Below are 22,034 nucleotides of genomic sequence, written 5' to 3'. Positions count from 1 at the left end.
CGTTGATTTACAACAAAATGTTGCATGAAAAAAACTCCCTAAAGGGAGTTTTGGCTATTAGTAAGAACAAGCATAGTATTAATTTCCTTCTCTATCTATCTTTTTTCTTTCTCTTTGGCGCTTCTTTCTTTCCTTTTCTATTTTTTTTCGAGCTTCTTTTCTGGCCTCCTCTGCTTCTTTTCTAACTTTATCACGTGCCTTTCTCGCTTCATTCAAAATTTCTTTACGTGCTTTTTCAGCTTGTTTTCGTGCCTCTTCGGCTGCTGCTCTGGCCTCATTTAATGCTTTACCTCTTTCTAACATGGCCTGCTCTCTAGCCATTCTAGCTTCCTGCATTACCATTTTTCTTACTTTTTCTGCCTCCAACCTTGCCATTTCGGCTTGTTTCATAGACTTTTCTCTTACTCTGTGAGAATGTTCTCTTTGTCTATGGGCCCTTTCCATTGCTATGGCTCTTGCTTTCTCAGCTTGCTCTCTTGCATCTTCTACATTAACCATTGCGTTTTCGCGAGCTACTTCCGCAACTTGTCTAGCCTGCTCTGCAACTTCCATAGCACTTGCAATTTGAGCTTCATGCATTCTTTCTACTTCTCTTCGATGCATTTCAACCTCATGCTTTACTTGTTCAGCTTCTTCAGCTACTCTTGCCACTTCAGCTTTGATCTGTTCTTCTGTCCGAAAATCAGAAGGTGGTGCCGGTGCTTTTATTGGGGCTGGTGGTGGCGGTATATTACTTTTTTGCCCTTTTCTTACTTTTGGAGCCGGGGCTGGAGGAGGTGGTATATCGCTTACCTCGCCCTTATGCACTTTCGGTGCTGGAGGCAATGGCGGTGCAGGTGGAATTAAATCATGCCCATCTGGATTTGCTTTGTACAATCTTGTGTTACGATATGCCCTATTAAGTTTCTCCATAAGGCCATTCTCTGCATTTTGCATTTGAACACTAAAATTAAACTCTGTTAACTCTTCATCTTTCCATTGTTTTGTAAGATCATCTATAGTTTTTGCAAAATTTGAAAGACTTGTCGAAGTGCCATTTACCTTAATTTCATCCCCGTTTACTTTTATTCTAATCTTCTTGTCGGGATGGGTGTCCTGAATATTTTTCTTATAAGTAACCGTTCTTTGCTGGGCCACTATTTTGTTATTAAATAGTAACATACACCCTAGTAAAATAGGTAAAAGCAGCAGCAATCGAGCTGCTGCCCGGGTTTTAGAAAATTTTTGTGACATCATAATGATTCGTTTTTTGGTTAATGAATAATTAATTGGGCTTGATAACGCAACTTGATTAGAGTCACTTGGATAGTTAACAAGCAGGTTCATATACGTTTGTAAAGAAAATTGCCGTTGTAAGACGGTTTGATCGGCAAGAAATTCATGGTTAAGCTTCATCGACTTTTTAATCCAAATTAATAAGGGATTAAACCAAAAGAATACTTGCAGGATTTCAATAAACAGGATATCTAAAGTGTGTTTTTGAACTACATGTGTTTTTTCATGTAGCAAAACTTCTTCGGGAATACTTTTTTCATGATATTCCTTCTTTGATATAAATATATACTTCAAGAATGTATGAGGAACAATAATATCACTTACCAAAACATTGATATGAGAAGGTTCTTTTAACCGTTCACTGTTTTTTATTTTACTCGTGAGGTTTTTGAGGTTTTTGATAAACCTGAAACCAAAAATCAAAACCCCTGTTCCATACAAACTCCACAGCAGTAAGGAAACATAATTGATCGATGGTTCGATTACGGGAATCTCGTCAGATAAGACCACAGTTGTAACAGCAGGTTCTTTTACCACCAAAGGTTCAGGATAAACATCTGTTGTATAGGTAATCGTGATTAGAGGAATAGTAAGCGAAAAGATTAGGCTAAAAATTAGATAAAACCTTTTCGTAAAATGCATGTTTTCCTTTTCCAAAAACAAGATATAGAACCCCCATAAGAGCAACATACAAAGTGATGATTTTACTAAATAGATTATCATTGTTTTTGCTTTTGAATTTGTTGATCTACTATCTTTTTTAGTTCCTCTAACTCTGAAGTTGACATATTGGTTTCTGAAGTAAAAAACGAAGCAAATTGTGAAGCAGAATCATTGAAGAAATTCTTAATTAAACCATTCACATGCTTGGAAAAGTAGTCTGTCTTCTTTACTAAAGGATAATACTCTCTGGATTTTCCGTATAAAGTGTAATCAACAAAACCTTTGTCTTTCATTCTTTTTAGCAATGTTGCCACAGTCGTTGTGGCAGGTTTTGGCGCTGGAAATGCATCAAGTAAATCCTTCATGAAGGCTTTCTCAAGCTTCCAGAGGTATTTCATGAGTTGCTCTTCGGCTTTTGATAATTGCATTGCTCTACTTAATTAGAATTAACTCTACAAATGTAGAATAAAAAATTGAATAAACAAATTTTGCATACAAAAAAGACCCGATAGTTTTTGGAACCACTGGGCCTTAAATACCTAAATTAGTGTATTTTAAGCTTTTGAAAGCTCTGTGAAATATTTATAAAATAAAGGAATGGTTTCTATTCCTTTTAAGTAGTTCCACACGCCAAAATGCTCATTGGGCGAGTGAATAGCATCACTATCCAAACCAAATCCCATGAGAATAGTTTTGCTTTTTAGCTCCTTTTCAAATAGCGAAACAATAGGAATACTTCCCCCACTGCGTTGTGGGATAGGCGTTTTACCAAAGGTATCCTGGTAGGCCCTACTCGCCGCCTGATATCCAATACTATCTATAGGAGTTACGTAACCCTGTCCACCATGATGCGGAGTTACTTTTACGGTCACAGCCTCTGGAGCAATGTTTTCAAAATGTTTTTTAAAGAGTTCAGTAATTTCCTCCCAGTCCTGGTTTGGCACGAGTCGCATAGATATTTTTGCATAAGCTTTACTTGCAATTACAGTTTTGGCACCTTCACCAGTATATCCTCCCCAGATGCCATTTACATCAAGAGTTGGTCGAATCGAATTGCGCTCATTGGTAGTATACCCTTCTTCACCATAAACGGCATTGATATCTAATGACTTTTTATAAGCATCGAGAGAAAACGGTGCCTTAGCCATTTCAGCCCTTTCTTCTTTGGATAATTCTTCTACTTTGTCATAAAATCCGGGTATTGTAATATGATTGTTTTCATCATGAAGCGAAGCAATCATTTTGGTCAGGATATTAATGGGGTTGGCTACTGCTCCCCCATATAATCCACTATGTAGATCCCTGTTGGGCCCTGTAACTTCCACTTCGACGTAGCTTAAGCCTCTTAATCCTGTTGTAATGGAAGGAACGTCTTTAGCAATCATACCAGTGTCGCTTATCAAAATTACATCGTTAGCAAGCTTTTCTTGATTACGTTCTACAAACCAACCAAGGCTTTTACTTCCAACCTCTTCCTCTCCTTCGATCATAAACTTAACATTGCAAGGTAACTGATTGGTTTTAGTCATAAACTCTAATGCCTTGACATGCATATACATTTGTCCTTTGTCATCACAAGATCCACGAGCAAAAATTGCCCCTTCGGGATGAATCTCCGTATTTTTAATAACAGGTTCAAATGGTGGACTATCCCATAAATCCATTGGATCTGGCGGTTGTACATCATAATGACCATATACTAATACTGTAGGAAGGTTTTTATCTATAATTTTTTCACCATAAACAATTGGGTATCCTGGCGTTTCACAAATTTCTACTGTATCACAACCTGCTTCCTTAAGGCTTTTGCTTACTGCCTCAGCAGTCTTTATAACATCATCTTTGTAGGCAGTATCTGCACTAACAGAAGGTATTTTGAGTAGTTCGATAAGTTCGCTTATAAATCGATCCTTATGCTCTTGGACGTATGAGTGTGTATCTTGCATGGAATTGAGTTAATTTAGGTCTAAAAGTACAAATACCAATTATTATATAAAATAACAGCATAAAATAGTTTCTTTTGGTTTTATACTTCGTCATAAAACAGTATCGATAGTTAGGGCTATCCATAGATTTTCTTCCTTGTCTAAAATCAAAATAATTCTATTTATCAAACGGTCATTTCATATAAGAATTGGTATGAAAGTTTATATTTTTTAGGAAGGTTGTTTTTATTTTAAAACTATTGTTTATATTTGCACCCGCTTACTAATAAAAGTGAGTGTTTTTGTACTGAGTCCTAAGTGGTACAAAATTTAAAATGCGGGCGTGGTGGAATTGGTAGACACGCTAGACTTAGGATCTAGTGCCGCGAGGTGTGAGAGTTCGAGTCTCTCCGCCCGCACAGTAAAAAAAGCTTCTCAATAATGAGAAGCTTTTTTTTATGACTAAAAGTTTGATGTTACTAGGGAGAGATGATAAGTTTATCCTGTGCACAGCGGAAGGGAGTATCTGCGCTCATACTTTTTTAACCGTAATATTTCGGTCATTTTTTTGTTTGGGTGTAATAAACTTTTTAAAAACCCTTCAGTATGCCCTCCTACATTTCGTGAAAATCTATATTTCGAGAAATGAGCTGTTCTTGGACACTAAACCACATTTCTAATGTCTAACAATTCGATTTTCAAAAAAGCTTTATCTTAAGAAAAGTCAGGAAACAACACCCTATATGGCTCATTTTAATTAGTCATTATATTAAATTCATTGCATTTCACTATTTTTGGCTATAGCAGAAAAATTTTGTAGACACTTTCCTCAATAAGTTATATATAAAACCGATAACAACTTGAACTCACTCAACCCATTCGGCCCCGTTCTGCAAGTTTTAGAAGAGGTGTTAAATAGGTGCTAGCATATTCTTTTCAAAGTCTTCTCTGTAAGCTTGTGGAGATATACCCGTCCCTTTTTTAAAAAACCTACTAAAATAGGAAGGATTATCAAACCCTAGAATATAGCCTATCTCTGATACTGAAATATCTGTATGAATCAGTTTGCATTTAGCTGCTAACAAATAACGCTCTGCAATAATAGCTTTTGGGCTTTTGCCAGTATATTTTTTTATGTGGTTGCTTAACACTTTGTATTGTATATGCATTTCTTCGGCAAATTTGTTTACACCCTTACTCGATACGTAATTATGTTTTATGCCTTGAATGAAATGTGATTCTAATCGTTCCAGAAAGTTATTTGCCACTTCGGCGCCAGACTTAGAAATATCTTGAAGTCCGCTAGGTGTATTTATGTAGGCGCGCTTAATAAGTAAAAGAATTTCCATTACCCACAACTGTATAAGTTCATAGGAAAGTTTGTCCTTGGTTTCAAATTGGAAATGTGCCTTATGAAGTAATCTAGTGAGTTTGTCTAGTTCTTCGGTTGGCAAATTGGTCTCTATATTAGTTTTTGGTGCTAGAAAAGGGAACTCTACTAGCATATTTTTTCTATATTTCAGGGAACGCAGATAGTCTTTAGAAAAAGCTATAAAGTAGCCTTCAACATTTTCGGCAAACTGCCAATGCTTCATTTGACCTGGTACTGAGACATAGATGGCATCATTTTTAAAATTTACGTGTTGGGTTTGATTTATTTTAGATATAGTACCACTCTGGAGCGCGTAAATTGAGTAAAAATCTTGTACATAGCTTTTGGGAAGCTTTGGTACTGAGTTTTCCAAGTTGGACAAGGTGTCAACATAAATGCCATTAAGACCACCAAGAAATTTTAATTTTTGTTGGATATATGCCTGTCCTTTAATGTTTGAAACTAATTCATCAAGGTTAAGTCGCGGCACTTGTGTTGTATATTTCTTTTTCATGTACATTGTTTAACTATTTTCATGCCATGTTAAACAAAATTTATAAGCAATTGAAATTCAATTATTTAATACACTTTATATTTATGTTAATATTAAAATTTCTTATTTTTTAGAAATTATACGTAGTAAAATTTTCTAAAATTTAGAAATAAATTGTACATTTAAAATGTTGAAATGGCGTTGAAGAGATTGAAAATGAAGGAATTGAAGACCTTTCTTACATATTAACCTTATTTAAGTAATGCCAATGCGATTGTACTTCACTTTTTTTATCAACATTGCCTTACTTTCTCTTCAGTTAAGTGCTCAAAATACGTTTCAAAAAAGAGTAGATAGTTTAGAGCAAATTATAGCAACTTTTCCTGATGACACACTAAGGGTTAGCGCCCTTAATGCCTTGGCATTTGAGTTTAAATACAAAAATACTGAGAGAGCTTTTCAACTTGCCAATGAGGCATCAGCAATCTCTAAAGAGTTAAAATATCAAAAGGGCTTATTAAAAAGCTATTACTATTTCAGTATTCTATACCGAGAGGATGATAAACTAGATAGTGCTTTCTATTATATCAACAAGGGTATCGTGCTTGCTAAAGAAACAAAAGACTCTATGATTCTTGGTAATTTACACAATGCCGAAGGACGGCTTTATAAAATAAGAGGCAATAATGCAAAGGCGCTAGAAGCCTATCAAAAATCATTGATAATTAATGAACTGCTGGGTGATAATTTGAGTATGGCCAGCACGGCAAATAATATAGCCTCTTTGCATTTGGAATTAAAGAATTATGACCTGGCCTTGGAATATGCGCAACGTGCTGAAAGTGTTGCAGCGCTTATAAATAGTAAACGATTTCAAGCCATGGCACTGTCCAATGTAGCAACGGCGTATTCGTATTTAAATAATAATGAAAAAGCTTTAGAGTATTTTACGAAGTCATTAAATATTGCTAAAGAGGGACGGATGACACAAGGTGTCGTTATTAATTCTATAAAGATTGCTAAAATTCTAATTCAACAAAAAGATTACCTCAAAGCCAGAAAAACCTTAGAGGAAAGCCTACAGCTAAGTCATAAAGTCAATGACAAAATGGGAATTGCGGAGTCTCTGCAATATCTGGCACGGATTAGTCTTAAAACAGATGATTTGGATTTGGCTTTATCAGAAGCAAAAGAAGCTTACAACATTTCCTTAGAAATTGGTTCCGTTGGAAACATAGCAGACATGGCTCTTTTGCTATCTGATGTGTACGAAAAAATGAACCAGCCTAAACGAAGTCTGGAATCTTTTAAAGAATATACCCAGATAAAAGATAGCATATTCAACATAGAAAAGAACAAGCAAATAGAAGAACTCGAAACACAGTATCAAACCGCCGGAAAAGACCAGCAGATTGCTGAGCTTCAAAGCAAAAACGAACTGGAAGCTTTAAAAGCAAGACAAAGAATGAGAATGGCAGTAATACCATTGATAGGTCTTTTTATTTTCATTCTTTTTACAATTTATTTGATTTCACTCAATAAAAAGTACAAAAGAACTAGTGAAGAATTAACTGTCCAAAACAATCTGGTTAAAAAACAAAACTCTCAAATAGAACAAAGCTTAGAAGAAAAGGATTTGTTAATGCACGAGTTAAATCATCGTGTAAAAAACAATCTGCTGATTATTGAAAATCTGTTAACGGCTCAGATTGCTCAACTAAAAAACGCTGAGGCATCAGACATTCTGAATGAAAGCAAAAAAAGAATTCAAAGCATTGCACTCATCCATAGCGAATTGTTTGCTAGTGAATTGCCCGATATGGTGAACATGAAAAACTATCTCACCAAGATTCTGGAAACAAACCTAAAAACCCAGTCAAACATTAAAAGTATAATTAAAGTAGGTGACTTTGCACTAAACTCAAGTAAAGCCTTGGCCATTGGACTAATTACCAATGAGCTAATTACCAATTGCATAAAACATGCCTTTGAGGCCAATCAGCAAGGAACGGTTGAATTAATCCATAAGATGGAAGGAAAAAGCTTATTCTTGGAAATCAAGGACAATGGAAAAAAAGGAAATAAAATCCATAATTCCGTTCAAGATGAAAATGATACAGCGTATTTCGGGCACCAATTAGTAAAAGGGCTCTGTAGGCAGTTAGGGGGTTCGACAGAATTTATTTTTCAAGATGGTTTTCTTGCGCGCCTTGAAATTCCTAATGCTTAGAAGTAGACAATATGAATACAAAATTGAATCTAACCACATCAGCACAAGCATCAATATTAATTGTTGATGATGAATATATTATTGCCCAAGGTCTAAAAGATATGATAACGGCCATGGGTTATCAGGTTCTGGATATGGCACACAGCATTACAGATGCCCAAGAAATAATCAAGGATAAAAAGCCAGATTTAGTGCTTTTAGATTTTGAATTGGGACAACAAAAGTACGGTACGACTTTAGCTGAAGAAACACTTATACCCCAACAAATACCTTTCATATTTATAACATCTCATATTTCGGATAGTGTTCTTAGCAAAGCAAAGCATACCAACCCATATAGTTACCTCATTAAGCCAGTAACCAAAGAACAATTATTCTCTAATATAGAGCTTGCCTTATATAAATCAGAGAATGAAGCAATTAAAAAAGAACAATTATTTAAGGAAACGCTGCTACAAATGAGTAAACAGCTTGCCACGGCTACAACAATTCAAGAGCTTTTAAGGATTTCTATAAATGTTATAGAACCCGTGTTTAGTTTCTCTGAAATTGGATTTTTCGTTATAGATAAACTTCAAAATACAAGAACGGATTTGATGGCAAAATATCCGGATTTTACTCAGAAACAGACTGACAAAGACATTAACTCTTTGGGTTTGGAAACCTCGCCATATATTGGTTCTTCAGTTGAGTACTTATGCAACCAGACCGAAAAAACAAACCTACCGTTTCGTGCTAATTTTCAGGAGCTAATCAGCAAATTTCCCGATGTAAAAGAGTTCAAGAATGTGCCAGGTATAAATAAATGGCAAGATACTTTGGCGTATAACCTTAAAGTAGGTGATGTTACCATTGGAGCTATAAGTATTGTAAGTCAAAAAAGAGATTTTTATGCCAATTATAACTTAGAGCTTTTTAAGTCCATATGTGACCAAATTGCTGTAGCATTAAATGGCGTTTTAAGTAAAGACTCTATTGTAAAGCAGCGTTTGGAAAGTGAGTTGCAGGTTAAACTTATCAATGCACTTAATACTGGCGCTAACTGGAAAGAGAAACTTCTAGCCGTTACCACTACATTGCAGCCTCGTATTCCGTTTGATGTAGTTTTCTATGGGTCTTCTAAAAAAATTACCAATGAACCACACTTAGGTTTTCAAAGACTAGGGGTGAGTGAATACCGTTCCTTTACTCTTGATGATTTTTTACGTCTCAACCAAATGTCAGAGGAAACCTATTATCGGGAAAAGCCCAGGTTTATACTCTCATTACCAGGTATTTTGGAAAAAGAAGAATACGACCAGCTATGCGAAGATAATAGAATTGCTCAGGGCATCCGAAATATTTTTGGAACACGGTCTATGTTACTTTTGCCATTTGAAACTACCAAGGGTCAAGAGTTATATATTGTGTTCTTTAGTAAAGAAGATAATGTTTTTAAGCCAGGCCATATGCAGCTGGTACAAAAGCTAATGGTGTCTTTTAAATTGGCTATGGAAAAGCAATTGGCTTATGATGAAATCAATTCACTAAACGATAAGTTGCGCTTGGAAAAAAATTATCTTGAAGAAGAGCTAAATATGCGTTACGACTTTGGAAATATGATTGGCGAGAGTGACGCTATGAACGCCGTGTTTAGTCAAGTAAGAGAAGTTGCCCAGCTGGATACCCATGTCCTAATTCAAGGAGAGACAGGCACAGGAAAAGAGCTCATTGCCAGGGCGATTCATGAAAACTCTTCAAGAAAGAAGCACTTAATGGTTAGGGTAAACTGCGCAGCCTTACCTGCCAATATTATAGAATCCGAGCTTTTTGGGCATACCAAAGGTGCCTTTACTGGAGCCATTAAAGAACGAATAGGTAAATTTGAACTAGCTGATAAAGGCACTATTTTTTTAGATGAAATAAGTGAACTTCCTTTAGAGCTACAGGCCAAATTACTTAGGGTTATACAAGAAAAGGAGGTAGAACGGTTGGGCAGTAATACCTTAAAAAAACTAGATTTTCGTTTGATTGTGGCCACCAATAGAGATTTAAAAGAAGAAGTGGATAAAGGTAATTTCCGTTCCGATTTGTTTTACCGCCTACATATCTTCCCGATTTACATGCCACCTTTAAGACTTCGAGGTAATGATATCCTACTAATAGGAAGGTCAGTAGGAGAACGATTTACAAGTAAACTGGGAATTCCATTCAAAGGTTTTACACAAGAAACAGAAAAAAGACTTTTGTCTTACAGTTGGCCAGGTAATGTACGTGAGTTACAGAACATTATAGAACAAGCACTTGTTATTAATCGAACCAAACCATTAGACATTAATCCTGACAATCAGGATGGTACCGCCACTTCTAAAAAAGCAAATAATAACTTACCAATAGATATATCTCTTGACAGTCCAGAAGAACTGTCCATACAGCGCATAAAAGAATACAAAGAAGCCTTGGAAAAAGCTTGCATTGAAACTGTTCTAGAACATACAAAATGGCGTGTTAGCGGACCAAAAGGAGCAGCAAAAATTCTTGATATGAATGCAAGCACTTTGGACTCGAGAATGACACGCTTAGGTATTAATCGTAACAGCTAAATCGATAAACATATTTTAGAAAATTCCATGTAAATGTGAACCTTTCTGGTTCACATTTTTTTATGATTTCACTTTTAAAAAGTGCAACTCTTCTTCCGAAAAGTGTCAAGATAGCGATGCTATTGATATTTAGTTTTGAGACACATCGAACAATAAATTTTCCCGTTACAAAATACCTCTATTGAAGATTATAGAAATGACTCAAAAGAAAAACGCCATAGCACTATCAAAACCACCTAAAAAAGGAAAAATGTTCTTGCTCATATGGCTGTGTGTTTTTCCACTAATACTAGTCATCACAAGTCTTTTACGACGGTTGTTTCCTGAGATAACAACAGTGGTTTCAATGTTAATTACCTCATTGATTATTGTAAGTTCTATGGTTTATGTAGTTATTCCATTAATAAATAAAGTATTGGCAAGTTGGATTCGTAAATAATAGTTAAAAATGATTCAAAATAAAACATATCTCTTATTAATAATTGTCTTTGTAGTTACTTGGAATAGTATAGCACAAAACAGAGACATTGTTCAGGATAGTCTCAATGACTCTCAAAAAATAACGGAAGAATATGGTCAGCTTTTTATTAAAAAACGATTCAATTTAATCCGTTTTAGAGATGATTTTTCCTATCTGAAAAATACAGAGAAGACCAAACTTTGGGAAAAACTCAAGTACATCCCGGTAGGAAACTTCTATTTGTCTATTGGTGGCGACGCTCGTACCGAACTAGAATTTTTAAGAACAGATGGTTTAAATCTAGAAACTAGCACAGATGATTATTTTTGGGACCAGCGTTTAATGGCTCATGTTAGCTTAAGAGGCAAACGATTTAGAAGTTTTGTACAGTTAAACAAATCCTGGCGATTAAATAATGAACTTCCGCAATCCCCTAACGATGAAGATGAATTAGCACTACATCAGGCATTTTTTGATATCAAGTTTGATGATAGACCAGAGGCTCAGGCATCTTACCTACGATTAGGAAGACAAGAATTTTTTGTGGGTTCAGGAAGATTCTTTGGTATACGAGAAGGTCCTAATATGAGACTTTCTTACGACGGAATAAGTGGAAGGGCGAACATCAACAATTTTAGGGGAGACTTCTTTTACTTACGTGAAGTTGCGATAAGAGAACATATTTTTGATAACGAAATTTTTGGTGATAATACCATTTATGGTGCCTATGGTACCTATAAGTACGGTAATGATAAAAACGGGCAAAGTGCTGAGCTATATTATGTTGGCTTAGAAAGACCACTAGCCTTTTATCAAGATTTGGTAGGCGAGGATAATCGTCATACTCTTGGAACAAGGTATGTTTTTCGTCATAGAGGTCAGCAAGGTTTTGATATCGATGCTGAATTCAATTATCAATTTGGCGAATTTAATAACCTTGACGTAAGCGCCTATTCATTTTCTCTTAATGCCGATTATTTCTGGAAGACAGTCAATGAAATAGAGCATAGACTAGGCTTTAAGGCAAATTTATATAGTGGAGACAAAGATGCTACAGATAATAAAATAGGCACTTTTAACCCTATTAACCCTGCATTGGGTTTTTTAGGGAGGTTAGTGGTCTTTAGATGGAGTAATCTTGCTGCTTTACATCCATCCTATCGTATATCATTCGGAGATTCATTTGCTATTAATGCTGAGAATGCTTTTCTATGGCGCCCTCAAAAAGAAGATTTTCTTTATGCGCCTTCAACCCTGCCCTACTCTGCAGAAAATAGAAATGGTGAAGAATCTTACGTAGGCATGTTACCAAGTATCGAAGCAGAATGGGCTGTCAATGCATTTCTGAGTTTCGAGATTTACTATGCTGCCTTATTGAAGGGGAACTATTTCATTGATGAAGAAAATGATATCCACAATATAGCAATCACAACCTATTTCAGGTTTTAATAAAGAAAGAAGACTATAAATTTTAAAACAAATAATCATGAAGATAATTATCAATAAGCGTCTTAAATACGCTCTTTACATGGCATTACTAAGCAGTTTGGTAGTGACATTATCTTGTAAGGAAAAGAAAGAAGCTGAAGCCAAAACGACTTCCGAAACGCAATTAAGTATAGACCGCTTTAATATACCGGGAGTAGGGCAAGTAGAAACGGTATTTATCGAAGATGAAAGCGGTATTGTGCTTATAGATGCACAACGAACCAAAAGTGCAGGTAAGCAAGTAATTGAAATGATAAAATCGAAAGATAAAGAACTATATGCCGTTATCATAACTCATCCACACCCTGACCATGTTGGCGGCCTGCCTACAATTTTAGAGGCGTACCCCAATACCCCTGTACTGGGCACAAAAGCCACTAAGGAAGAAATGCGAACCGATAGTGAGGGCGAGTTTTATTTTGCCAGAAAGGTAAATGGAGATGAATACCCAACGGAGCTATCGTTGCCTACACAATTAATAAAAGATGGTGAAACGATAACGTTTGGAGACATAAAACTTGTCGTCGATGAACTTGGCCCAGGAGAAGCTATAGATATGAATGTCTTTTATTCCGAAGATTTAAATGCCTTATTTGTAGGTGACCTTATGGACAATAACCGCCTTGGATTTGTTCTAGAAAAAAGAACAACACCTTGGTTAAAACAATTGGATGAAGTTTTGGAAAACTATAAAGACAGAGCCCCAATGGCATATCCTGGCCATGGAGACCCGGAGAAATTAGAAGTTTTGGTGGAAGAGCAGAAAAAATGGTTGAATGATTTACGCAATTTAGTAGCAGAAAAAATGACAATAGATTCAGAATTGACCGATGCACAGGTAGATGAAATAGAAATCGCATTTCAAAAATTGCACCCTAATCAAATTCCCGTGGCACCTATTCCTGACATGATGAAACTAAATATCAAAGCGGTTGCCGAAGAATTGGCGCTAGAGAAATAAAAACCTTCTAAGAATTAAGCACAGGTAATGTGTTTAACGAATTACGATTTGTAATAAAAGCCCAATGAAAAAGTGAACTCGAAAGGTTCACTTTTTTTGCGGTTTCATCTCTAAAAAGTGCAACTCTTCTTCCGAAAAGTATCAAGTAAATCTTTATGACAAACCAGAACTTTGAAAAGCTATTTAGCAAAAAGAGTAAGTAATGTTAATGCAAAAAGAGATATAAAATGAAGACAATTTTTCCCAAAGGACAATTATTTATCAATGGACAATGGCGGGACAGCTCGTCAGGAGAAACTTTTCCAACCTATAATCCTGCTAGCGAAGAGCATTTAGCAGATATAGCGAAAGGCACAGCCAACGACGCCAATGCTGCGGTGGCTGCTGCAAAAGAGGCCTTTGAGAATGGTCCTTGGGGTAAAATGGGAGGCGCCGAACGTGCAAAAATCCTAAACAAAATTGCGGACAAGATTGAAGAGCACGCAGAAGAGTTAATAGATAGAGAGAGTATGGATGCCGGTAAACTACGGCGCGATGTAACCCGAGTTGATGTTCCACACATAGCCAACATGTTTCGATATTATGCAGGTTGGACAACTAAAATTGACGGTTCGGTAAAGGACCCTGAAGGCGTGCTTGGAGAGCAACTTCTAGGATATTCCAGAAGAGAACCATTAGGGGTGGTCGTGGGAATCACCCCATATAATTTCCCACTCATTTTATCTGTTAGTAAAATAGCCCCCGCACTTGCAGCAGGTAATTGTTTTATTCACAAACCAGCATCGTCTACACCTTTATCAGCAATTACATTGGCAAAAATAATGCAGGAAGCTGGTGTTCCTGATGGTGCATATAATTTGGTGACTGGACCTGGTGGTGCCGTGGGGAGCACACTTACAAAAAATCCTGATGTAGAAAAAATAGCTATTACAGGCTCTACTCAAACAGGAATACAGATTTCAAAAGATGGTGCAGATACCATGAAACATCTTACAATGGAGTTGGGTGGCAAATCGCCCAACATCATTTTTGCAGATGCCGATTTAGACCAGGCAGCGCGTATAGCTGCCATGGGTATTTTTTGGAATAAAGGTGAAGTTTGCGTAGCAGGTTCAAGAATATTGGTTCAAGAATCGGTTTATGATGAATTTCTTGAAAAACTAATCGCTGAAACAAAAAAACTAAAAGTAGGCGACCCTCAAGACCCAACAGCAGATTTAGGGCCAATGGCAGGTAAAGCTGAGTTTGAAAAGGTCATGAAGTATATCGATATAGGCCTCAATGAAGATAAAGCAGACTTGGTTTATGGGGGTAAGCACGTGCCTATAAATGGAAAGGGATACTTTGTAGAACCCACCATATTCGCCAATGCCCATAATAAAATGCGTATTGCACAAGAAGAAATTTTTGGACCTGTGGTACCCGTTATACCATTTAAAGATTTTGATGAAGCTATCGAAATCGCCAACGATACCCCTTACGGTTTAGCATCAGGAGTGCAAACAAAAGATACCGCAAAAGCCATTCGAGCGGCCAATGCCATCAAAGCAGGTACGGTATGGATAAATACTTGGCACGAATATGACCCCAATCAACCTTTTGGTGGATACAAAATGTCCGGTTACGGTCGTGAGCAAGGCAAAGAAGCCTTTGAAGCCTACACGCAAAGCAAATCCATCTGGGTGAGCCTAGGTTTTCCAGAAGAAAAAAATGAATCGACAGAGCTCTGTCTTGAAAAATAAAGAATAAAGTCTAACATTTTAAATTAAGAAACATGCAAATTTTAGTAATCTGGAAAGTAAAACCCGAAGTAGATATGAACGAAGTGATGAAACATATGGTTGCCGAAGAGCACTTCGCTTGGAAAGAATATATGGAAGGCAATCTACGACAGTTTTGGTTAACCGAAAAGCCGGGCTTCGTTGTGATGATACTGGAGTACGATAGTATTGAAGAAGCTAAGGCAGCCAACACAGACCTACCTTTATTAAAAGCGGGGCTTATGGAAGCTGAATTTCACGAGTTAAAACCTTTTCAAAGTTGGGAGTTCTTGTTTAAGGATGAACATAAAATGGTAAATAGAGAGTAAGTTTTAACAACCCAAAGGAATGCTCGGTTAGAGTGTCTAAAGAGTTAATTACAACAATGAAAACAATCATATTGGCAGCAATTGCAACATTAGGTATCGTTTTCCAAAACATATTCGAAATGCATGGATGGATTTTTTACCTCACATTCACAGCCTATTTATTGTTGGTAAAAGACACCAAGGGAGCTATAAAACTCTCGTACAGTTTCCTTTTAGGAATTGTATTGTCCATACTTATTTGGGAAATGACGGGATTATTAAAGGGGTGGACTGGAAGTCTGGGCATCGGTATGTCAATAGCCGCATTCATTGGAATCTGTGCAGTATTATTTGTAAGAAAAATGGCGACATTGAATATGTCGGCGGCGTTTTTCTTCGGGCTTATTGCCTATTACGGTTTAGCCAAACCACCTTCTGTCGAAGTGGTTATGGAAATTATAATCCCTGCCCTTTTAGGAATTGCCGTAGCATTCGGATATGTGTATCTGGAAAAGCAAATAGAAACATCAAAAAAAGAAGCATAATATAATGAGTAAATCAATAATAATAATTGGAGCGGGTCCTGGTATAGGACTTGAAGTAGCCAGAAGGTTTGGTAAAGAAGGCTATGAAATAGGACTTATAAGTCGTACCGAAGAAAAACTGAAGAAGTATCAAAAAGAGTTAGAATCTGAAGGGTATAAAGTAGCTATTGCAGCAGCCGATGCTGGGAAACGAAAACAATTAAGAAAAGCCATAAAAGAGGTGCAGTCCCATCTTGCAACTACAAATGTGTTGCACTACAACGCTGTTGCCTTTAGTCAAAACCCATTGCTATCTACAAAGTATAATGACATTATCAATGACCTAAAAGTCGGTGTTTTTAATGCGGTCGAAAGTATCAAATCAGTTTTGCCTGCGCTTAAAGATAGTAAAGGCACCGTTTTACTTACGGGAGGTGGGTTTGCAGATTATCCTAGTGCTGAGTTTGGCACCATATCACTTTCAAAATCAAGTATACGGCACATCTCGAAGCAATTGAATGAAGCTCTAAATAATGATAATGTATTTGTAGGGTCACTTCAAATCAACGGAATGGTAAAAAGTCATAAAGAAGATGAAAAGTATAACCCAGTTGCAATAGCTAACGCGTTTTGGGCATTATCTCAAGAACGAGATACACCTAATAAAGTATACTAATTAATAATTCCTAAAAATGAAAGTAGTAGTACATAGTGGCAACATTGGTAACGCAGTAGCCGAACAGCTTTTGGAACAAGGACATGATGTTTTTATGCTTGTAAGAAAACCAGGTAAAGTTTCGAATAAACACATTAAGGAACTTGTTGTCGACTTCAATGATGTTGAAAGTTTAATAGAGGCTTTTTCGGGTAAGGATAAATTCTTTTCGGTATCACCACTCATTCCTTCTATGGTAGAGTTGGCCGAGATAAGCGTAAAAGCAGCCATAAATAGCGGGATTAAGCATATTGTGCGTTCGTCTGCTAGAGGTGCCTCTAAGGAAGCACCCATTACCATGGGACAAATGCATGGCACCATTGAGGAGATGATAGAACATGCTGAAATTCCTTACACCTTTATTCAACCTGCCAGTTTTTATCAGAATTTAATGGGCAGTATTCCTACCATAAAAAATGAGGGAGCATTTTACGGTGCCATTGGCAATGGGCAAAATGCCTTTGTAGATGTTAGGGACATAGCAGCAGTTAGCGTTGCAGCTTTAAATGAAGAGCGCCATATAGGACAAACATATGTAGTCACTGGTCCTGAGGTAATCTCATATCAGGATATGGCTAATGAACTCAGCTCACAACTTGGCAGAACTATTAATTACGTAGATATCCCAAGGGATAAATTGGCAGAGGCATACAAAAGCTATGGTATGTCTGATTGGTTAATTGAAACACTTTTAGAGTTGGACGATATCACCAAAAAAGGATATCTGGCAAGTGGTTCTGAGGATGTTAAGAGCGTTTTAGGAAGAGAGCCGATAGCCTTTTCTCAATTTGTAACGGATAACCTTTCTTTGTTCAAACAATAATATTAATGACTAAAAAAGCACACATCATTTTTGCCCATCCTGAAGAGAAATCTTTTAATGGTAGACTTCGCGACTTAGCTAAAGAAACCCTTGAAAATCAAGGTGTAGAAGTAAGTATTATTAATCTATATCAAGAAAAGTTCAAGGCCATTGCTGACAAGGATGATTTTACATCCATTCACCAGACAGAATATTTTGATTTACAAAGGGAACAATTGCATGCCTTTCGCGAAGCTAATTTTTCTGAAGATATACAGCGTGAACATTTAAGATTGAAATCTGCAGACCTTGTTATTTTTCAATTTCCACTTTGGTGGTATAGCATTCCGGCACTATTAAAAGGCTATTTCGACCGTGTTTTTTCCTTTGGGTTTGCTTATGGAAATGGTGGCCATCACTTAGTAGGAAAGAAAGCATTAATTAGCTTGACTACTGGAGCCCCTGAGTCTATGTGGCACCCAAAAGATAGAGGACATTTAGAAGGGCATTTGCATCACGTACTAAAGGGGACTTTAGAATTCTGTGGGATGGAAGTATTAGCCCCCACCATCGCTTATGGAAGTAAGCTGATGCGTCCTGAAGAACGACAGGTTTATGAGAAGCTATTTTCAGAAAGAATCCGCTCAATCTTTAAATAATTTATTTAAAAACTAAAGAATGAATAGCAAGGATAGATGTGAGCATACAACCAAAATTAAAAATGTCAAAGCATCAGCGTCCTATCAATGTGAGGAGTGTATAAAGACTAATAGTAGTTGGGTGCATTTAAGCACCTGTCAAACCTGTGGAGTAACACTTTGTTGTGATTCGTCCCCTAAGCAACATGCTTCAAAGCATTTTCGCTCAAGTACTCACCCGGTTATTGCACGGCAAAATCTGGAGAACGTTGGCTATGGGGTTATGTGGACAATACCTTTCAAAAATATTAAGAACTTAAATCAATAATTATGCAAATAGGAATCATTGGCTCAGGAAACATTGGCGGCACCATAGGAAGCCATTTTATTAAAGCTGGACATAAAGTAATGTTTAGCAGTCGTCATCCTAATAAACTGGAGGCTATGGCCTTACAATTAGGGATTAATGCACAGGTAGGCACTATTGCTGAGACGGCCAATTTTGGTGAGATTTTATTATTGGCAATTCCTCATGGAAAAGTTCCTGAAGTGAGTAAACAAATAGCACATTTTAAAAACAAAATAGTCATTGATGCTACTAACTATTACCCTCAAAGGGATGGTAATATGCCAAATAAGGAAGCAAATGAAAATAACTTTTCACAATCGCAGTGGACAGCAAGTTATCTGCCCCAAGCACATATTGTAAAAGCATTCAATACCATCTATTTTATGTCTTTAAGACAAAAAGCATTCAGCAAGGTTTTTAAAATGACCATTCCTATTGCATATGATAATGATACTGCTGGAAGTGTGATAAAATCTTTACTAAATGACATAGGGTTTGACAACGTAGTTATAGGAAATCTAAACGATTCGGCTATAATCGAACCCGATGCACCTTTATATGGATTAGAGGCAACTAAGGAAGAATTTATGATGCATTTAGAGGATTAGACGCACGACATAATATATATTTTTAAAGTTCCAAAATCTTACAATACATGAGGACATCCAATGACAGAGACAATCTCTTATACCAGGAGGCTTGGCCTAGGATTACTTATGCATTTTTATCTGTTATTAAAGAGCAAGGAACAACGGTACATCTTGATGAGGATGATGCCCTATTTAAAATAGGAGACTCTAGCTATGATTTTGCGTTTATAGAATAAGCTTGCATTAACATAATTTACCCGATAAACAATAGTGAAGTAATGTCATTATTTTAGATTGAATTTTTTAAGGAAATCATTTACTTCTGATATTGACGGATTTTTTAGAAAATCACTACCATAACTTAATGTTGGAAACTTCAATTCACCATTATAAAATGAGCGAACGGTTTTTTCTGCTTCTGCATTTGTTTCTACATTATAGTCTTCAAAAGTAACCCAAATTGATTGCAGATAGTTACGCAGTTTGGTTGATTTGATGCACCATTGCGTGCCAAAGAGTTTTAGTGTTTGGTCATTCATTTTTTTTGAATTTGATTGTGCTGCTCAGCAAAGGATGTATTGATTCAGATTTAATAACAATAAAAGGCGTTATAGACATTAAGAGAATTGAGACCGCCAGAAAGATTTGATAATTTTCAGCACTAATAAGTTGGTATTCTAAACCACTTTGGGCTAAAACAAAAGAGAATTCACCTATTTGGGCGATTGAAAAACCAACCGCTAAGGCTGTTTTCCATTCCATCTTCATAATTCTTACAGCAAGCATACCAGCAACTGCCTTTACCAAAAGGGTGAATAAGAACCAAAAGGCTATCCAACCAAAATCTGTTAAGAATATTTGATAATCCAAAAGCATTCCCATAGAAATAAAGAAGAAGCTCATAAAAACATATCTAAAAGGTAAAAAGCAAGAAATAGCCATATGGTTATAATCCGTTTCGGCAATAATTAACCCAGCAATAAAAGCGCCTAAGGCAAGTGAAAGCCCTAACTCTTCTGTTAAAAGTGCAATTCCCGTTACGATAAATACAGTAGCAATTAAAAACACTTCTTGACTTTGTATTTTCATAACCGTTTTTAAAAAAAACGGAATGATGAACCTAGCTAACAGATATGCCAGGCCACCCATAAGAACCAATTTACCAAGCAACCATAACAAAGCTTCTAACGGACTACTATCGGCAGCTCCTGCAAGTATGGGTGTAAAAAGCATTAAAGGGACTATCATAATATCCTGAAAAAGCAGGACCGCCAATATGAATCTTCCGTGGGGTGTATTAATCTTATTTGAATCCTGTAAAACTTTTACAACAATAGCAGTACTACTTAATGCATACAAGAAACCCCAGAAGATACTTTCTTGCCAACTTGGTTGCATTAGAACCCCGATTAATATTGCTGTAATGCCTATGGTCAAAAAGACCTGAGAGGCACCGCCAATTAACACGTAGTTTTTTATCTTCTTAAGATTGGTGAATGAAAATTCCAGACCTACAGTAAATAATAACAGAATAATACCAATCTCAGCATACACTTCAACCTCTTCCATATCTGCGAAGTAGGAGGAAGTATTTGGGCTCAATAATACACCTGTAATGAGATATCCTATGATGTAACGAATTTTTAAAAACTTACAGATAATAATTACAGCGGTTGCGACACCAAAAATGGCGCAGATGTTAATTAAAATGTGGTGTTGCATAGTGAAAAAATGTTTGCTTAAAACCATATTTGGTTTTATTTGCAATAAAACAAAGCAAGGTAAAAAGGCTTCGATTAATACACTTAGTAAAAAATGGAATATTACTGTCACATTTTTTCAAGTTTTTATTAATGAACTTTTGTTCGACACTCTATATTGTTCTTTTACCAAAAAGAGCCATTTTAAATATAAGATGTCTTCAGAATGTTTGACTAGTTGTTCACCCTTAGTATTTTGTTGAATAAAAGTATTTTGTTACATAAAGAACAATTAGCGGTTAATTAAAACATCACTTGAAACAAATAATTAGGTATAATTGCAGGCTAAAATTATATATAACTTCTCTGGGAAATTGTGGAAACATAATGGACAAGGTGGATAGCATTTTGTATCACTTCCAAACGAAATTTCAAAAGAAATCAGAGAAAACTTGCAATGACAAGAAGAGGGTTGGGGACGTATGAAAGTATCTGCCCGTATTAAAAACATAGAATGGGATACCGCTATATGGTTCGACAAGAAAAATAACATCTACTTGCTTCCAGTAAAAGTCGAGATTAGGAAAAAGGCATCGCTTAAATTGGACGATATAGTTGCGGTAGGCATAATACTATAAACTAGTCAGAATGAAGAGTTTTATACGCATAGTCTTTTGATGTTAACAGACTTTTCTAATAACGTTCTCCAAAGCGTCGTCAGCCGGTTTATGAATGAAGTTCTCCTGATAATTGATAGTAGTTTTCAAGTCACTATGGCGATATAGTTTCTGTAGCATTAATGGATGAATGTTGTCCCCAGCAATGTTGCCAAAGTTATGCCTTGCGATATGCATGTAAGTGGAACGATGATTTTTGGTTATCCTTATGGCAAGAGGGTACAACCCATTTTTATTGGGCTTTTCTCGTAGAACTATTTGTGTAGTAGCTGCCATTGTTGTCCTGTTTAGAAAGTCAAATCAGGTACAACATTTATTGATTTTTGATGGTTTTAATTGGTTTCAAATGAAATCAATAATAATGTAACTAATTAAATGTCAATGTATTTGTCTTTCTTTAAGCAAAATATAGCGGGAACTTAGGATCTAGTGCCGCGAGGTGTGAGAGTTCGAGTCTCTTCGCCCGCACAGCCTAAAAAAAACCCAGATCAAATGATCTGGGTTTTTTTGTTTTGGTTCAAA

General features: G+C 36.4%; 20 protein-coding genes, 1 tRNA gene and 1 pseudogene. 15 read left to right on the top strand and 7 right to left on the bottom strand.

All coding sequences use genetic code 11. The features are described from left to right. Nucleotides 1–78: 78 nt before the first annotated feature. The 3 genes from U6A24_RS06600 to U6A24_RS06590 all read right to left on the bottom strand — a co-directional run bounded on the left by U6A24_RS06600 (nt 79) and on the right by U6A24_RS06590 (nt 3,884). Nucleotides 79–1,998 carry a M56 family metallopeptidase gene (locus tag U6A24_RS06600; protein ID WP_324179153.1) on the bottom strand — a complete coding sequence of 640 codons (1,920 nt, stop codon included), beginning with the start codon at nt 1,996–1,998 and terminating at the stop codon, nt 79–81. Continuing rightward, entirely contained in the window at nt 1,995–2,366 is a 372-nt protein-coding gene (locus tag U6A24_RS06595; protein WP_324179152.1) for a BlaI/MecI/CopY family transcriptional regulator, read from the bottom strand. Before U6A24_RS06595 ends, U6A24_RS06600 begins: the two co-directional genes overlap by 4 nt. Nucleotides 2,367–2,492: 126 nt before the next feature. Then, nucleotides 2,493–3,884: a dipeptidase gene (locus U6A24_RS06590; protein ID WP_324179151.1), complete on the bottom strand. Its 1,392-nt coding sequence runs from the start codon at nt 3,882–3,884 to the stop codon at nt 2,493–2,495. Between the two features lie 316 nt (nt 3,885–4,200). On the opposite strand from U6A24_RS06590, the gene U6A24_RS06585 reads away from it, so the two are divergent. Continuing rightward, nucleotides 4,201–4,282, top strand: a tRNA-Leu gene (locus U6A24_RS06585). A gap of 492 nt (nt 4,283–4,774) precedes the next feature. Here the strand turns inward: U6A24_RS06585 and U6A24_RS06580 are convergent. Then, entirely contained in the window at nt 4,775–5,749 is a 975-nt protein-coding gene (locus U6A24_RS06580) for a helix-turn-helix domain-containing protein (RefSeq protein WP_324179150.1), read from the bottom strand. A 253-nt stretch (nt 5,750–6,002) separates the two neighbouring features. Between U6A24_RS06580 and U6A24_RS06575 the strand changes: the two genes are divergently transcribed. The 13 genes from U6A24_RS06575 (at nt 6,003) to U6A24_RS06520 (ending at nt 19,371) form a co-directional block, all read left to right on the top strand. Continuing rightward, nucleotides 6,003–7,958 (top strand): tetratricopeptide repeat protein, encoded by a 1,956-nt coding sequence (locus tag U6A24_RS06575; RefSeq protein WP_324179149.1) that lies wholly within the window; start codon nt 6,003–6,005, stop codon nt 7,956–7,958. Between the two features lie 11 nt (nt 7,959–7,969). Beyond that, the gene (locus U6A24_RS06570; RefSeq protein WP_324179148.1) at nt 7,970–10,540 is read left to right on the top strand and encodes a sigma-54 dependent transcriptional regulator; all 2,571 of its coding nucleotides are present in this window, start codon (nt 7,970–7,972) and stop codon (nt 10,538–10,540) included. Between the two features lie 448 nt (nt 10,541–10,988). Then, on the top strand, nt 10,989–12,449 hold the full coding sequence (locus U6A24_RS06565) for an alginate export family protein (protein ID WP_324179147.1): 1,461 nt from the start codon (nt 10,989–10,991) through the stop codon (nt 12,447–12,449). 37 nt (nt 12,450–12,486) lie between these two features. Next, the gene (locus U6A24_RS06560) at nt 12,487–13,449 is read left to right on the top strand and encodes an MBL fold metallo-hydrolase (protein ID WP_324179146.1); all 963 of its coding nucleotides are present in this window, start codon (nt 12,487–12,489) and stop codon (nt 13,447–13,449) included. A gap of 227 nt (nt 13,450–13,676) precedes the next feature. Further along, nucleotides 13,677–15,191, top strand: a complete 1,515-nt coding sequence (locus U6A24_RS06555; RefSeq protein ID WP_324179145.1) for an aldehyde dehydrogenase family protein — start codon at nt 13,677–13,679, stop codon at nt 15,189–15,191. A 32-nt stretch (nt 15,192–15,223) separates the two neighbouring features. Then, the gene (locus U6A24_RS06550) at nt 15,224–15,538 is read left to right on the top strand and encodes a hypothetical protein (RefSeq protein WP_324179144.1); all 315 of its coding nucleotides are present in this window, start codon (nt 15,224–15,226) and stop codon (nt 15,536–15,538) included. A gap of 56 nt (nt 15,539–15,594) precedes the next feature. Beyond that, complete coding sequence (locus U6A24_RS06545) at nt 15,595–16,062, top strand: DUF1097 domain-containing protein (RefSeq protein WP_324179143.1); 468 nt, start codon at nt 15,595–15,597, stop codon at nt 16,060–16,062. A gap of 4 nt (nt 16,063–16,066) precedes the next feature. Further along, nucleotides 16,067–16,717 (top strand): SDR family NAD(P)-dependent oxidoreductase, encoded by a 651-nt coding sequence (locus U6A24_RS06540; protein WP_324179142.1) that lies wholly within the window; start codon nt 16,067–16,069, stop codon nt 16,715–16,717. A gap of 16 nt (nt 16,718–16,733) precedes the next feature. Further along, complete coding sequence (locus tag U6A24_RS06535) at nt 16,734–17,579, top strand: SDR family oxidoreductase (RefSeq protein ID WP_324179141.1); 846 nt, start codon at nt 16,734–16,736, stop codon at nt 17,577–17,579. A gap of 5 nt (nt 17,580–17,584) precedes the next feature. Next, nucleotides 17,585–18,217: an NAD(P)H-dependent oxidoreductase gene (locus U6A24_RS06530; RefSeq protein WP_324179140.1), complete on the top strand. Its 633-nt coding sequence runs from the start codon at nt 17,585–17,587 to the stop codon at nt 18,215–18,217. A 19-nt stretch (nt 18,218–18,236) separates the two neighbouring features. Beyond that, on the top strand, nt 18,237–18,524 hold the full coding sequence (locus U6A24_RS23200; protein WP_407654008.1) for a UBP-type zinc finger domain-containing protein: 288 nt from the start codon (nt 18,237–18,239) through the stop codon (nt 18,522–18,524). 2 nt (nt 18,525–18,526) lie between these two features. Further along, nucleotides 18,527–19,153, top strand: coding sequence for an NADPH-dependent F420 reductase (locus U6A24_RS06525; protein ID WP_324179139.1), 627 nt, complete (start codon nt 18,527–18,529; stop codon nt 19,151–19,153). A 47-nt stretch (nt 19,154–19,200) separates the two neighbouring features. Further along, complete coding sequence (locus U6A24_RS06520; protein WP_324179138.1) at nt 19,201–19,371, top strand: hypothetical protein; 171 nt, start codon at nt 19,201–19,203, stop codon at nt 19,369–19,371. Nucleotides 19,372–19,419: 48 nt separating this feature from the next. Here the strand turns inward: U6A24_RS06520 and U6A24_RS06515 are convergent, their stop codons facing one another. Further along, nucleotides 19,420–19,674, bottom strand: a complete 255-nt coding sequence (locus tag U6A24_RS06515) for a glutaredoxin family protein (RefSeq protein WP_324179137.1) — start codon at nt 19,672–19,674, stop codon at nt 19,420–19,422. After that, on the bottom strand, nt 19,667–20,968 hold the full coding sequence (locus tag U6A24_RS06510) for a cation:proton antiporter (RefSeq protein ID WP_324179136.1): 1,302 nt from the start codon (nt 20,966–20,968) through the stop codon (nt 19,667–19,669). Before U6A24_RS06510 ends, U6A24_RS06515 begins: the two co-directional genes overlap by 8 nt. A 346-nt stretch (nt 20,969–21,314) precedes the next feature. Between U6A24_RS06510 and U6A24_RS06505 the strand changes: the two are divergent. After that, nucleotides 21,315–21,473: pseudogene (locus U6A24_RS06505) on the top strand (DUF1905 domain-containing protein); the annotation flags it as partial. 42 nt (nt 21,474–21,515) lie between these two features. Here U6A24_RS06505 and U6A24_RS06500 read toward each other — a convergent pair. Continuing rightward, entirely contained in the window at nt 21,516–21,770 is a 255-nt protein-coding gene (locus U6A24_RS06500) for a hypothetical protein (protein ID WP_407654015.1), read from the bottom strand. Between the last annotated feature and the right edge of the window lie 264 nt (nt 21,771–22,034).

The sequence above is a fragment of the Aquimarina gracilis genome (assembly GCF_035285365.1).
GTDB lineage: Bacteria > Bacteroidota > Bacteroidia > Flavobacteriales > Flavobacteriaceae > Aquimarina > Aquimarina gracilis.
This window is presented reverse-complemented; position numbering and strand designations above follow the sequence as displayed.

Coding starts and splice junctions, on each gene's coding strand:
- U6A24_RS06600 (WP_324179153.1), bottom strand. CDS start 1,998: ATGATAATCTATTTAGTAAAATCATCACTTTGTATGTTGCTCTTATGG.
- U6A24_RS06595 (WP_324179152.1), bottom strand. CDS start 2,366: ATGCAATTATCAAAAGCCGAAGAGCAACTCATGAAATACCTCTGGAAG.
- U6A24_RS06590 (WP_324179151.1), bottom strand. CDS start 3,884: ATGCAAGATACACACTCATACGTCCAAGAGCATAAGGATCGATTTATA.
- U6A24_RS06580 (WP_324179150.1), bottom strand. CDS start 5,749: ATGAAAAAGAAATATACAACACAAGTGCCGCGACTTAACCTTGATGAA.
- U6A24_RS06570 (WP_324179148.1), top strand. CDS start 7,970: ATGAATACAAAATTGAATCTAACCACATCAGCACAAGCATCAATATTA.
- U6A24_RS06565 (WP_324179147.1), top strand. CDS start 10,989: ATGATTCAAAATAAAACATATCTCTTATTAATAATTGTCTTTGTAGTT.
- U6A24_RS06560 (WP_324179146.1), top strand. CDS start 12,487: ATGAAGATAATTATCAATAAGCGTCTTAAATACGCTCTTTACATGGCA.
- U6A24_RS06555 (WP_324179145.1), top strand. CDS start 13,677: ATGAAGACAATTTTTCCCAAAGGACAATTATTTATCAATGGACAATGG.
- U6A24_RS06550 (WP_324179144.1), top strand. CDS start 15,224: ATGCAAATTTTAGTAATCTGGAAAGTAAAACCCGAAGTAGATATGAAC.
- U6A24_RS06545 (WP_324179143.1), top strand. CDS start 15,595: ATGAAAACAATCATATTGGCAGCAATTGCAACATTAGGTATCGTTTTC.
- U6A24_RS06540 (WP_324179142.1), top strand. CDS start 16,067: ATGAGTAAATCAATAATAATAATTGGAGCGGGTCCTGGTATAGGACTT.
- U6A24_RS06535 (WP_324179141.1), top strand. CDS start 16,734: ATGAAAGTAGTAGTACATAGTGGCAACATTGGTAACGCAGTAGCCGAA.
- U6A24_RS06530 (WP_324179140.1), top strand. CDS start 17,585: ATGACTAAAAAAGCACACATCATTTTTGCCCATCCTGAAGAGAAATCT.
- U6A24_RS23200 (WP_407654008.1), top strand. CDS start 18,237: ATGAATAGCAAGGATAGATGTGAGCATACAACCAAAATTAAAAATGTC.
- U6A24_RS06525 (WP_324179139.1), top strand. CDS start 18,527: ATGCAAATAGGAATCATTGGCTCAGGAAACATTGGCGGCACCATAGGA.
- U6A24_RS06520 (WP_324179138.1), top strand. CDS start 19,201: ATGAGGACATCCAATGACAGAGACAATCTCTTATACCAGGAGGCTTGG.
- U6A24_RS06515 (WP_324179137.1), bottom strand. CDS start 19,674: ATGAATGACCAAACACTAAAACTCTTTGGCACGCAATGGTGCATCAAA.